The following is a 13,641-nucleotide window of genomic DNA, read 5'->3' as shown; positions in this document are numbered from 1 at the left end:
CGGTCGTGTGCACCAGTGCACTAAAGTGTGACCTGCGATAGGCCGCGTAGGGGCATTGTATCCGAAAATCATACCCATATACTCGAAATTGAAAACGTAACACGCCCTGGGAAAATGGGGACTGTCCCCATTTTCCCACTACGCGTGCGGAGTGCCCCCCCCCTCACGCCTCGTTGAACTGCGAATTGTAGAGCTCGGCGTAGAATCCGTCCGCGGCGAGCAGCTCCTCATGGGTGCCCGATTCGACGATATCGCCGTCTCGCAGCACGAGGATCACGTCGGCGTTGCGGATCGTCGACAGGCGATGCGCGATCACGAAGCTCGTCCTCCCCTGCATGAGGGCGTCCATGGCGCGCTGGATGCGCTCCTCGGTGCGTGTGTCGACGTTCGAGGTCGCCTCGTCCAGGATGAGGATCGGACGGTCGGCGATGAAGGCGCGCGCGATGGTGAGCAGCTGACGCTGGCCTTGGCTCACGTTCGACGCATCTTCATTGAGTTCGAACCCGTAGCCACCCGGCAGCGTGCGGATGAAGTGGTCCGCGAGGGCCGCCCTCGCGGCAGCGCGCACCTCGTCGTCGGTCGCATCGGCGCGGCCGTAGCGGATGTTCTCCATCACCGAACCGCTGAACAGCCAGGTATCCTGAAGGACCATCGCGAAGTCGGCACGCAGATCGTCCCGCGCGACGTCGCGCACATCGACGCCATCCACGAGGATCGCGCCCGCATCGACATCGTAGAAGCGCATGAGCAGCTTCATGAGGGTCGTCTTGCCGGCACCGGTGGGACCGACGATCGCCACGGTCTGACCGGGCCGGATATCGCAGGAGAAATCGTGGATGATGGTCTTGCCGGGCACGTAGCCGAACCGCACGTGCTCGAAGCGCACCGCGCCCTCGGTGCGGGCACGGCGCGCGGGTGTCTCGGCGTCGGGGGTCTCCTCGGCCTCGTCGAGGAACTCGAAGATGCGCTCGGCCGCCGCCGACAACATCTGCAGCATGTTGGACACCTGCGTGAGCTGCGTGATCGGCTGCGTGAAGTTGCGCACGTACTGCATGAACGCCTGGATGTCGCCCACGGTGATCGCGCCGCCTATCGCCAAAAACGCACCGAACGCCACGACGCCCACATATGCGAGGTTCGCGACGAGGTTCATGATGGGCTGCATGAGACCCGACAGGAACTGGGAGCGCCACCCGGCGTCGTAGAGCAACGTGTTCGCCCCGTCGAAATCGGTCACGGCGCGCTGCTCGCGATTGAACACCTTGATGACGTTTTGCCCCGAGAAGCTCTCCTCGATGATGCCGTCGACGCGTCCGAGCAGGGCCTGCTGCTGGCGGAAGTAGCGTTGCGACGTACGCACGACGAGCACGACCAGGACAAGCGACACGGGGATCGTGAGGAAGGTCACGCCGGCCAGCGCGACGGACACCGACAGCATCATCACCGTGACGCCGACGATCTGCGTGATCGACGTGATGAGCTGCGTCACGCACTGATTGAGCGACTGCCCGACGGTGTCGACGTCGTTGGTGATGCGCGACAGCACGTCGCCCACCGCGTTGCTCTCGAAGTAGGAAAGCGGCATGCGATCGATCTTCTCGACGATCTCGCGGCGCATGCGGTAGCACACGCGCTGCGTGACGCCGGTCATGAGCCACCCCTGGCAGAAGTTGAACGCCGCCGAGGTGATATAGAGGCACAGCAGCGTCGCCAGGACGCGCCCGATGCCGGAAAAGTCGATCGAGCCCGTACCCGCGACCTTGGCGGCGAGCCCTTGGAACAGCATCGTGGTCGCGGAGCCGAGGATACGCGGCCCGATGACGTTGAAGACGACCGAGGCGATCGCGCACGTCAACGCGATGAGCACCGGAACGCGCTCATGCGAAAGATAGATGACGAGATGCTTGAGGGTCCCTTTGAAATCGCGAGCGCGCTCGGAGGCGGGACCGCGACGACCATGTCCCGGCATCAGCGCTCACCTCCTTCCCGTGCCACGCCATCCGTCGCGGCGCCTTCGACGGACGACGACGTCTCGACAAGGCCGAGCTCTGAGGTGGACAGCTGGCTTTTGGCGATCTCCAGGTATTCCGGACAGGTGCGCAGCAGCTCGCCATGGGTGCCCCTGCCCACGATCCGCCCGTCGTCGAGCACAAGGATCTCGTCGGCGTGCATGATGGTGGCGATGCGCTGTGCGACGATGATGACGGCGGCATCGGAGCACGAGCGCTCGAGCTCCGCACGCAGGGCGGCATCGGTCTTGTAGTCGAGCGCCGAGAACGAATCGTCGAACACGAGGACCTTCGGGCGGATGGCGAGCGCGCGAGCGATGGAGATACGCTGGTTCTGACCACCCGACACGTTGGAGCCACCTTGGCTGATGGGACTCTCGTATCCATCGGGCTCGGTGTCGATGAACTCCTCGGCCTGCGCGATCCGTGCGGCGCGGACCATGTCGGCATCGTCCATGGCCTCGTCGCCGAACTTGATATTGCTCTCGATGGTTCCCGAGAACAGCATGCGCTGCTGCGGGACGTAACCGATCACGCGCCGGAGCTCCGCCAGATCGATGTCGCGGATGTCGACGCCGTCAAGCGTGACCGACCCGCGCGTGACGTCGTACAGGCGTGGGATGAGCTGGACGAGCGTCGACTTGCCGCAGCCGGTCGAACCGATGATGGCGAGCGTCTTGCCGGGCTCGACGGTAAAGCTCACGTGCTCGAGCGTGGGCGCATCGGCACCCGGATAGGAAAACGTCACATCGCGGAAGGACACGACGCCGCGCCATCCCGCGCCGTCCTCGCGCGTGACGCGGCGTGCGGGATCGGGATCGCAGATGGACGTCGGGGTCTCGAGCACCTCCTGAACGCGATCGGCGGCCACGCCGGCGCGCGGCAGCATGACCGAGATCATGGTGAGGATCATGAAACTCATGATGACCTGCATGACGTAGTTGATGTAGGCCATGAGCGTGCCGACCTGCAGGCTGCCCGTATCGACACCCTGGGCGCCGAACCACACGATGCCGACGGTGGTCGCGTTCATGACGATCATCATGACCGGCATGAGCAGCACCATGCAGCGGTTGGTGAAGATATAGGTACGCGTGAGCTCGCGGTTCGCCTCGTCGTAGCGCTCCTCCTCATGACGCTGACGACCGAAGGCGCGAATCGGCATGATGCCGGTGAGGATCTCGCGCGCGATGAGGTTGTTGCGGTCGACCAGCGACTGCATGATCTTGAACTTGGGTAGCGTGACGCCCATGAGCACGCCGATCGCGATGGCGATGACGACGATCGCGACGACCAGGATCCATTCCATGCCGGTCGGGGTCGAGAGCACGCGCACCACCGCGCCGATACCCATGCAGGGGGCGAACAACACGATGCGCAGGCACATCACCGTGATCATCTGGATCTGCTGGATGTCGTTCGTGGCCCGCGTGATGAGCGAGGCGGCCGAGAAGCGGTTCATCTCGGCCGGCGAATAGTCGAGCACGCGCTCGTAGAGGCGATGACGCAGGTCGCGACCGATCGCAGCGGAGGTACGGCTCGCGTTCAGGGCCGACAGGATGGCGCAAAGCGCGGACAACAGCGCGAAGCCGAGCATGGTCGCACCTTGACGGATCAGATAGCCAGACTGGACGGCGTGAAGGTCGACGCCGGCGCGCTCGTAGGCGCCCTCCACATAGGCGATGGCGCGGGATTCGACGAGTGACTCCCCCGTATCGTCCAGCTTGTCGACGAGCGCCTCGCGCATCTGGACGAGGTCGTCGCGCGACATCGCGCCGGATGCTGCCAGCGCCGCGATGTCGTCCATGTCGACGGTGGCGCCCAAAAGCTCCTCGGCTTGACGGCGCGCCCCTTCCACAGCCTCGGGAGAAGTGCCGGTCGAGAACAACGGGGCCATCGCGTCGAGCAGCGTATCGGTCGAGATGCCCTGCTCGAACCGATAAGCCACCATCTCCGCCTGACCCAAGAAACCCTCGAGGTCTTTTCGGGCGGTATCGTCTCCAGTGAACGTCCTTACGCCATCGGCGACGGGACTGTAGGATGCATCGACATGTTCGGCCTCTTCCTGCGTGAGGAAAAGCTCGAGATCCGCAAGGTCGTCGGCGCGGATCGTATCGGGCACGACGCTCGCGATGCCATCCTGCCCGATACCGACGTCGACGATATCGCTCATGAGCCCCGGCAGCGTGAGCTCGCAGTTCGCCTGTGCGAACAGCAGCACGAGCGCGATCAGGAAACTGACCTTATGGTCTTTGAGGAAGCTGAAGATCTTCACGGTCCGCTCTCCATCCCGTGGATTCACAGATGCCGGTTATTCTTTCCGAATTACATTCGGCGATGCGCCCGGTACGCCGATTCACAGAAGTTTCGTCGGTCCCGCCGGGCGATATGGGCCCATCGGGATCGTACGGCCGCGTCGGGATCGCCCGCATACCTGCAGCAGAAATGCGCACTTGTAACAGGCATGAAAAAGGCACCCCGCGGGGTGCCTGTAACATTTGCTATCCGATTGCTCGGTTCACGCGCTGTCTGCCGTTAAGGCTCTTAGGAACGGGCAACCTTGCCGGACTTGAGGCAGTTGGTGCAAACGTTCATCTTGCGACGATGACCGTCGACGACAACATACACGCGCTGGATGTTGGGACGGAACTTACGGATGGCGACGCGGTGCGAGTGGCTGATGGAGCGACCAGCAACAGGGTGCTTACCGCAGATCTCACAAACCTTGGACATATCAGGTAACCTCCTTGGACGGCAAACGGACAGCCGCATGAACAAACAGCATTGCACTATAGCACAGAACACGGGACATGTGCGGAATCTACATAAGCGAGCGATTCCGTGCAGTGGAGACAGAGTAACCCGCACCCGCGCCATATGCAAGATGCTGGATCGATCGCCCCGATGCGAAGAGACGTCAGGCGAGCCGACAGACACGATTTCGCGTTGGCCGGTCCGAGAATATGTCCGCATCCCCAGTTCCCCATCGGCAGTTGGGGCGTGAAAACGTCAGGCGCCGTTTCGCAAGACACCGCTTCACATCCGCATCGGAACTCCCTACTGACACTCCGGACTCCCTACTGACAGTTGGAACTCCCTACTGACATAAAGAATGCGTTTGGATCAAATGTTGTCAGCACGGAGCTCCTCCTGTCAGTACTGAGTTTGGACTGTCAGTACTGAGTTTGGACTGTCAGTACTGAGTTTGGACTGTCAGTACTGAGCTCGGAGTGCCAGTGCCGAGTCCCTCAGGCGAGAGGTGAGTTCAGGTCGTAATGTGAGGTGTGAAAAACGTCAGACGCCGTATCTCCAATGAGGCGCCGTTCGCCGATAGCGTCATTTCGATGCGCATATACGCGAAGTGTTCGACGGCGCGCGGTTCCTCGCGCCGTCAGCCCGATTTCGATATCCACCTACTAAAGATTGAAGCGTTTCACTATTCATGTGGTCAGAACGGACTCATTTTGAACGATTTGACGGTTTTGCGAGGTCGTTTTAGGTGGATTTGCGCGATGGTATCTCAGGACTTCTACATATCTTTGTCATATATCGGTCAGGATTCGCATGTTGAAGCGTTTCATTCGACCGTTTACGGTAAAGAATCGCCAACGACGCCATATGACCCCCCGAACCTTATATAGAATATAGGCCATAGGCAGGCACCGATGAAAAGGAGCTCAGCATGGCAAAAAAGCCAACGGTCGAAGCCGCCCCCGCAATCGTAGATTCGATTGAGGCCTTCGAGGCCAAACTCGCGAGCATGCGAGAGGCCCAGAAGGTCTTCGCCACCTACACCCAGGAGCAGGTGGACAAGATTTTCTACGAGGCTGCCATGGCGGCCAACAAGGCCCGTATCCCCCTGGCCAAGATGGCCGTCGAGGAGACCAAGCGCGGTGTTCTCGAGGACAAGGTCATCAAGAACCACTACGCGGCCGAGTACATCTACAACGCGTACAAGAACACCAAGACCTGTGGCGTGATCGAGCGCGATGAGGCCTACGGCATCACCAAGGTCGCCGAGCCCATCGGCGTCGTCGGCGCGGTCATCCCGACCACCAACCCGACCTCGACCGCGATCTTCAAGTGCCTCATCTGCCTGAAGACCCGCAACGCCATCATCATCTCCCCGCACCCCGCCGCGGCCAAGTGCACCATCGCCGCCGCCAAGGTCGTGCTCGACGCCGCCGTCAAGGCCGGCGCCCCCGAGGGCATCATCGGCTGGATCGACCAGCCCACCCTCGAGCTCACCAGCAAGCTCATGAGCGACGTCGACATCATCCTGGCCACCGGCGGCCCCGGCATGGTCAAGTCCGCCTACTCGAGCGGCAAGCCCGCCCTGGGCGTCGGCGCCGGCAACACCCCCGTCGTCATCGACGAGACGGCCGACATCCTGAACGCCGTCAACTCCATCATCCACTCCAAGACCTTCGACAACGGCATGATCTGCGCCTCGGAGCAGTCCGTGACCGCGCTTGACTCCGTCTACGACCAGGTCAAGGCCGAGTTCGAGCACCGTGGTTGCTACTTCGTCAAGAAGGGCAAGGAGCTCGAGGCCCTGCGCGAGACCATGTTCAAGAACGGCGCGCTCGACCACCGCATCCCCGGCATGCCCGCCGCCAAGATCGCCGAGCTCGCCGGCATCTCCGTGCCGCCCAAGACCAAGATCCTGATCGCCGAGGTCACCTCCACCGACCCCGCGACCGAGGAGTTCAGCCACGAGAAGCTCTCCCCCGTCCTGGCCATGTACCACGCCAAGACCTTCCAGGAGGCCGTGGACAAGGCCGAGCACCTCGTGCTCGCCGGCGGCCCGGGCCACACCGCGTCCCTGTACGTGCACCCTGCCGAGAAGGAGAAGATCGCGCTGTTCGAGGACACCATGAAGGCGTGCCGCATCGTGATCAACACCCCGTCCTCCCAGGGCGGCATCGGCGACCTGTACAACTTCGGCATGAAGCCGTCCCTCACGCTGGGCTGCGGCTCCTGGGGTGGCAACTCCGTCTCCGAGAACGTTGGGGTGAAGCACTTGCTCAACATCAAGACCGTGGCCGAGCGCCGCGAGAACATGCTCTGGTTCAGGGCTCCCGAGAAGATCTACTTCAAGAAGGGCTGCACGCCCGTCGCCCTCGACGAGCTCGGCCGCGTCATGGGCAAGAAGCGCGCCTTCATCGTGACCGACTCCTTCCTCTACAAGAACGGCAACTGCCGCGCCATCGAGGCCAAGCTCGATGAGATGGGCGTCGCGCACGATGCGTTCTACGACATCTGCCCCGACCCGCGCCTGCAGGACGCCCAGAAGGGCGCCGAGCGCATGCGCCTGTTCGAGCCCGACCTCATCATCGCCGTCGGCGGCGGCTCCGCGATGGACGCCGGCAAGATCATGTGGCTCATGTACGAGCACCCCGAGGTCAACTTCGAGGACGCCGCCATGGACTTCATGGATATCCGCAAGCGCGTCTTCACCTTCCCCAAGCTCGGTGAGAAGGCCTACTTCGTCGCCGTCCCGACCTCCTCGGGCACCGGCTCCGAGGTGACCCCGTTCGCCATCATCACCGACGCCGAGACCGGCATCAAGTGGCCGATCACCGACTACGCGCTGCTGCCGAACATGGCCATCGTCGACGTCGACAACGCCATGACCGCCCCGAAGGGCCTCACCTGCGCCTCCGGCATCGACGTCATGACCCACGCCATCGAGTCCTACGTCTCGATCATGAGCTCCGACTACACGCGCGGCCTGTCCATGCGCGCCGCCAAGCTCGTGTTCGAGAACCTGCCCGCGGCCTACGAGAAGGGCGCCGCCGATCCGCACGCCCGCGAGGAGATGCACAACGCCTCTTGCCTCGCCGGTATGGCCTTCGCCAACGCCTTCCTCGGCGTGAACCACTCCATGGCCCACAAGCTCGGCGCCTTCCACCACCTGCCCCACGGTCTGGCCAACGCCGTCATCCTCACCCGCGTCATGCGCTACAACGCCGCGGAGAAGCCCGTCAAGATGGGCACCTTCTCCCAGTACCAGTACCCGCACGCGCTCAAGGACTACGCCGACCTCGGCCGCTACTGCGGCTGCACCGGCAAGGACGACCATGAGGTGTTCGAGAACTTCATCGCCAAGCTCGAGGAGCTCATGGAGTCCATCGGCATCAAGAAGACCATCGCCGAGTACGGTGTCGACGAGAAGTACTTCCTCGAGACCCTCGACGAGATGAGCGAGCAGGCCTTCAACGACCAGTGCACCGGCGCCAACCCGCGCTACCCGCTCATCAGCGAGATCAAGGAGCTGTACCTCGACGCCTACTACGGCCGCGAGCCCCAGAGCTACGAGGCCTAATCGAGGGAACCGTTCCTCGAATCCGCGTGTCGCCCGGGGCACGCACGCGCGTGTCCCGGGTATAAGTAGATGGTGCAAACCACAGAAAGGACGGTAGCGCCATGATTCTTCCCGATACCAAGGTCGAGCTCGCCCGCCGCGGCAACAAGGTCGTCTACGACCTCGGCGACAAGATCGTCAAGGTCTTCAACGAGACCAAACCCGTCTCGGACGTGTTCAACGAGGCCCTGAATCTCGCCCGCATCAACGAGTGCGGCATCCGCAGCCCCCGTGCCCTCGAGGTCGCCCAGGTCGAGGACGGCGGCTGGGCGCTCGTGACCAGCAAGGTCCCCGGCACCACCCTCGCCGAGAAGATGGCTGCCGAGCCCGGTCGTTTCTACGAGTACCTGGAGCAGTTCGTGGACCTTCAGATCGAGATCCACTCCTTCCGTTCCCCGCTGCTTCCCCGTCAGCGTGACAAGTACGCGCGTATGATCAACTCCCTCGAGGAACTCAACGCGTCCACGCGCTACGACCTGCTGCAGCGTCTTGACGGCATGAAGCTCGAGACCAACGTCTGCCACGGCGACTTCAATCCCACCAACGTCATCGTCGGTGACGACGGTCAGCTCTACGTCTGCGACTGGGCGCATGCCACCCAGGGTGCTCCCGCCGCCGACGCCGCGATGACCTACCTGCTGTTCGCCCTGCAGGACAAGCAGCAGGCCGACGCCTACCTCGAGCTGTACTGCAACCGCGCCGACGAGCCGGTTCAGATCGTTCGCAGCTACCTGTCCATCGTCGCCGCCTCCGAGCTTGCCCGCAAGCGCGGCGGAGCCAACGATGAGTTCCTCATGAGCTGCATCGACGTGTTCGATTATCAGTAAGGGGTAAAACTCCCGGCGGAACCCCGCCAAGGTTTCCCGAGCGAACGTCCTCGGCCTTCGGCCTGCGGAATGTTCGTCCAGGAATACCTTGGCGGGGTTCCTGCGTTTACCTTACTGCGGGTAATCTGCGGTAAGCACAATCGGTGAGCGCCGCTTTGCGGCGCTCTTTTTAGTTAAAGAGCCAGCAGATGAGGGTGCCGGTGTGGCAGGTGATGGTCGCACCGTCGCGCTCGATGACGTTGGAGATGCCAAGATCGCTCAGCAGCTCGACGCGATGATGGTCGAGCTCCCAACGCATGCCGGCTTCGGATACCGTGACCTCGCTCGACAACGGGATAAACGAGAAGCGGGAGCCCACATGCGACGATATCGTCCACGCTCCCCCGTCGCGCAGGACACGTCCCGCGAACGAATCCTCGACCAGCTCGACCGAACCGTCCCAGCCGCCAAGACGCCCGAAGACGCCCAGCAGGTGATCGGGGTTGCCACCGGCAAGACACGTGCACACGAGGCCCGGCGTGCCCCACCGCTCGCTCACGGCGCGCAACACCAGGGACAGGTCGGTGAAATCCTTATGCGGGTTGTAGCGCTCGACGGCGAACAAAGACGCGTCGTCGCCCTCGGCGGCGCGCACGAGGCTCGCCCCCTCGGCGCTCACCGAATCGGCATCGCCGCAGAACAGGTCGATGTTCACGCCGGCCGCCAACGCCGCATCCAGGCCGCGGTCGATCGCGACCACGACATCGCACCCCGATGCGGCGGCACGGATCGTCGCGGCAGACGACGGCTCGGGAGATCCGCCGATCACACAGACGCGCTCGACCTCAGCCACGATCCACCTCGCACGTCGGTGCACCGTCGGCATCAAGGGCGAGCTCGGTGAACTCGTCGACGAACACCTCGCAGGTCCGCTGCACGTCATCGCGAGCCGCACGGCCTTCGTAGTCGTAGACGCCCACCCGGCGATACCCCGCCGACCCCGAACTCATAAGACCGAACAGGGCGTCCTCGAACACCCAGACGTCGGCGTGATCGGGCACCGCGATCCCACGTGCCTCGCACAGGCACTCGAGCGCGAGATCGTACACATCGGGATGCTCCTTGGACGCACCCGCCTGCTCGGTGGTCACGAGCGCCGAGAAAAAGCCGTCGATCCCGTTATGGGCGAGCGCGAGACGGACGAGGTCCTCGTCCGTCGAGGTCGCGATCGCCACGGGGATGCCCACGGCGTGCGCCGCCTCCAAAAACGCGCGTACCCCGGGACGGAGCAGGACGTCGTGCGCGTACTTCTCGCGCAGCATCTCGCGTGCCTCGTCGATCAGGGCTTCCGCGCTCTCGCCGATACCGAGCATGCGATGGTAGTACGCGATCTCCTCGGGCATGGCAAGGCTCTCGGTCGCCGCGAAATCCTCCGGCGTCATGCTGATGCCGTAGCGCGCGACCAACTCGGGATAGAACGACAGCCACATGCCCATGGACCTCACGAGCGTACCGTCGCAATCGAAGATGAACGCCTGCGGACGCCCGCGCGAAACGTCGTTCACGGATACCACTCCCCGCACTCGGAAACCTCGACAGAAACCGAACGTATCGTACCAGATGGACGGCTCCGCGATGCGCCTTCTCGACGACGACCTGAATCGGAAACCGCGCATACGGGATGGAATGGCCGATCCGCCACCTCTCGATGCGTTTACGGTTCGGTTTTAACGGCACCCATCGAGTAGACGGAAAAGAGACCCTCTTGCTACCTGCGGTTTTTCTTCATTCGCATGCGCGTCTACTCGGACACCTCTCGCAAAACCGAACCGTAAACGCGAAAAGGTGTTCCCGGACAGAACAGGCGGACCACACACCCCGTGGAGACGAAGCGACCCGGCGACTCCGCCCTCGACGACCGATCCCCTACCACAGTGATCCAAAAGAAAAAGGGCCAAAACGTCCATGTGACGAAATCGACCGTCCCTCGGCTCGTCCTCACGTCGCCTGCCTTCAAGTGTTAAATTATGGATGTTGCGGTATTCTCGACCCACCGATGCGCCATGGCACCGGTGGAATCGGTTCCGCAACCGCATATCCACTCCGGATGGCTCGAAACCATCCATGTCGATTGGACGGACGCGATGGACCGTACACGTGCTGAGCTCGACGCAACGAAGGCGGCATCTTCGACCGAGACCGAGGCTCCCTGCCTGATCATCACCGAAGACGACATCCATCTTTTCGCTCAGGGATCATGGAACCGAAGCTGGGAGAAGATGGGCGCCCACCCCGACACGCAAGACGGTGTCGAGGGGTGGCGTTTCTGCGTATGGGCCCCGGACGTCAAGAGCGTCCACGTGGTCGGCGACTTCAACGGCTGGGATGAGCATGCGAACCCGCTGAGCCCGCTTCCCACCGGTGGCCTGTGGCATGGCTTCGTGCCGGGTCTTTCTCAAGGCGATCTGTACAAGTACGTCATCGAGACCGATGAGGGCAAGCTACTCTATAAGGCCGACCCCTACGGCTTCTACAGCGAGCAGGTCCCGGGAACCGCATCGCGCCTCATGGACATCGCGGGTTACGAGTGGGCCGACGGCGACTACATGCGCGAGCGCAAGGGTCGCGACCACATGAAGCAGCCCCTGAACATCTACGAGGTCCATCTAGGCTCGTGGAACCGCCACGGCGATGAACCGCAGGGCGACCCCGACGAGAACGGCAACTACCCTGGACCGATGGACCCCTTCCCCGCGCAGCGCGGCCGCTACTACACCTACGACGATCTGTCCGTCGAGCTGGTCGACTACGTCAAGAAGATGGGCTACACCCACATCGAGGTGCTGCCGGTCCAGGAGCATCCCTTCGACGGCTCGTGGGGCTACCAGGGCACCGGCTACTACGCCGTGACGTCGCGCTACGGTGAGCCCAAGCAGTTCATGCACTTCGTCGACGCCTGCCATGCCGCCGGCATCGGCGTCATCCTCGACTGGGTGCCCGGCGGCTTTTGCGCCGACGCCCAGGGGCTTGCCACCTTCAACGGACACATGCTCTACGAGCGCGAGATCCATCCCAACTGGGGCACGCACAAGTTCGACTTCGGCCGCGGTGAGGTCCGCAGCTTCCTGATCTCCAACGTGCTGTTCTGGATCGAGCTGTTCCACGCCGACGGCATCCGTATGGACGGCGTCTCGAGCATGCTCTACCTCAACTTCGGCGTCGACGATCCGTCGCAGAAGAAGTTCAACAAGTACGGTGACGAGGGCGATCTCGACGCCATCGACTTCATCCGCCGCGTCAACACCACGGTCGCGCAGGCCTTCCCCGACGTCATGATGATGGCCGAGGAGTCCACCGCCTGGCCGCTCGTGACCTATCCGCCCGAGGACGGCGGCCTGGGCTTCAACTACAAGTGGGACATGGGCTGGATGAACGACACCCTGCATTACATGCAGACCGACTTCCCTTGGCGTCCGGGCAACCACAACCTGCTCACGTTCTCGATCATGTACGCCTTCTCGGAGAACTTCATCCTGCCGCTGTCGCACGACGAGGTCGTCCACGGCAAGTGCTCGCTGATCGGCCGCATGCCGGGCGACTGGTGGCGTCAGTTCGCGGGCCTGCGCACGCTGGCCTTCTACCAGATGACGCATCCCGGCGCCAAGCTCAACTTCATGGGCAACGAGATCGCCCAGTTCATCGAGTGGCGCTACTACGAGTCGGTGCAGTGGTTCCTAACCGAGCAGTACGAGACGCACGCCAAGCACCAGCACTTCATCGAGGCGCTCAACCATCTCTACACCGATCAACCCGCCTTCTGGGAGCGCGCCTACGTTCCCGAGGGCTTCGAGTGGATCGACCCTAACGATTCCGACCAGTCCATCATCTCGTTCGTGCGCCACGGCGATAACCCCGACGAGGACGTCGTGATCTTGATCAACTTCGACCCCGCGTACTACGAGACGTTCGAGATGGGCGTCCCGCGCGAGGGCGATTACATCGAGATCTTCAACACCGACGATCCGGCGTTCGGCGGGTCGGGCAAGCACAACGACCACGTCCTTTCGAGCCATCCCGAACCCAAGCACGGGTTCGACAACTCCATCGAGCTCCTCGTGCCTCCGCTTGCGGGCATCGTCCTCAAGCGCCAGGGCCCGAGCTCCTACAAGCCGCCCAAGCCCAAGAAGACGACGCGCCGCACGGCGAGCGCCAAGAAGACGGGCACGGGCACGGCGACCACGACCAAGAAGACGACCGCCAAGAAGGCCTCGTCCTCCACATCGAAGACCGCCAAGACTACCTCGGCTGCCGCCAAGAAGACCAAGGCGACGGCATCCACCTCATCTTCCACGGCCAAAGCCGCGAAGACGCCGAAAGGCACTCGGAAGTCCACGACGGCTTCCACCAGAAAGGCTTCCTCGAAGCGCACGGCAACCTCGAAGAAGCAAACCGATTAAAG

The 13,641-nt window shown here is 62.9% G+C and carries 8 protein-coding genes; 3 read left to right on the top strand and 5 right to left on the bottom strand.

Annotated elements, in window-relative coordinates; translation table 11 throughout:
* Positions 1-163 precede the first annotated feature (163 nt).
* The 3 genes from I6E04_RS00195 to rpmB form a co-directional block, all read right to left on the bottom strand.
* Positions 164-1,969, bottom strand: a complete 1,806-nt coding sequence (locus tag I6E04_RS00195) for an ABC transporter ATP-binding protein (protein WP_235421047.1) — start codon at positions 1,967-1,969, stop codon at positions 164-166.
* Complete coding sequence (locus tag I6E04_RS00190) at positions 1,969-4,284, bottom strand: ABC transporter ATP-binding protein (RefSeq protein ID WP_235421045.1); 2,316 nt, start codon at positions 4,282-4,284, stop codon at positions 1,969-1,971. Before I6E04_RS00190 ends, I6E04_RS00195 begins: the two co-directional genes overlap by 1 nt.
* Before the next feature lie 269 nt (positions 4,285-4,553).
* Positions 4,554-4,742 carry a 50S ribosomal protein L28 gene (rpmB, locus tag I6E04_RS00185; protein WP_066832438.1) on the bottom strand — a complete coding sequence of 63 codons (189 nt, stop codon included), beginning with the start codon at positions 4,740-4,742 and terminating at the stop codon, positions 4,554-4,556.
* Between the two features lie 949 nt (positions 4,743-5,691).
* Between rpmB and adhE the strand changes: the two genes are divergently transcribed.
* Entirely contained in the window at positions 5,692-8,337 is a 2,646-nt protein-coding gene (adhE, locus tag I6E04_RS00180) for a bifunctional acetaldehyde-CoA/alcohol dehydrogenase (protein ID WP_235421043.1), read from the top strand.
* 101 nt (positions 8,338-8,438) lie between these two features.
* A complete protein-coding gene (locus I6E04_RS00175) occupies positions 8,439-9,203 on the top strand; it encodes a phosphotransferase family protein (protein ID WP_235421041.1) in 765 nt (254 codons plus the stop codon).
* 169 nt (positions 9,204-9,372) lie between these two features.
* Here I6E04_RS00175 and I6E04_RS00170 read toward each other — a convergent pair whose 3' ends face one another.
* Both I6E04_RS00170 and I6E04_RS00165 read right to left on the bottom strand, forming a co-directional pair.
* Positions 9,373-10,035: a thiamine diphosphokinase gene (locus I6E04_RS00170; protein ID WP_235421040.1), complete on the bottom strand. Its 663-nt coding sequence runs from the start codon at positions 10,033-10,035 to the stop codon at positions 9,373-9,375.
* Positions 10,028-10,747, bottom strand: coding sequence for an HAD family hydrolase (locus I6E04_RS00165; protein WP_235421039.1), 720 nt, complete (start codon positions 10,745-10,747; stop codon positions 10,028-10,030). The genes I6E04_RS00170 and I6E04_RS00165 overlap by 8 nt, the downstream gene beginning before the upstream one ends.
* 579 nt (positions 10,748-11,326) lie before the next feature.
* Here I6E04_RS00165 and glgB point away from each other — a divergent pair.
* Positions 11,327-13,639, top strand: coding sequence for a 1,4-alpha-glucan branching protein GlgB (gene glgB, locus I6E04_RS00160; RefSeq protein WP_235421498.1), 2,313 nt, complete (start codon positions 11,327-11,329; stop codon positions 13,637-13,639).
* Positions 13,640-13,641: the final 2 nt, after the last annotated feature.

Origin of the sequence: Collinsella tanakaei, from assembly GCF_021531055.1 — a bacterium.
Lineage (GTDB): Bacteria > Actinomycetota > Coriobacteriia > Coriobacteriales > Coriobacteriaceae > Collinsella > Collinsella tanakaei_B.
The sequence above is the reverse complement of the archived record's forward strand: the minus strand, read 5'-3'. Positions and strand labels throughout refer to the sequence as shown.

Coding starts and splice junctions, on each gene's coding strand:
- I6E04_RS00175 (WP_235421041.1), top strand. CDS start 8,439: ATGATTCTTCCCGATACCAAGGTCGAGCTCGCCCGCCGCGGCAACAAG.
- glgB (WP_235421498.1), top strand. CDS start 11,327: ATGGACCGTACACGTGCTGAGCTCGACGCAACGAAGGCGGCATCTTCG.
- I6E04_RS00195 (WP_235421047.1), bottom strand. CDS start 1,969: ATGCCGGGACATGGTCGTCGCGGTCCCGCCTCCGAGCGCGCTCGCGAT.
- adhE (WP_235421043.1), top strand. CDS start 5,692: ATGGCAAAAAAGCCAACGGTCGAAGCCGCCCCCGCAATCGTAGATTCG.
- rpmB (WP_066832438.1), bottom strand. CDS start 4,742: ATGTCCAAGGTTTGTGAGATCTGCGGTAAGCACCCTGTTGCTGGTCGC.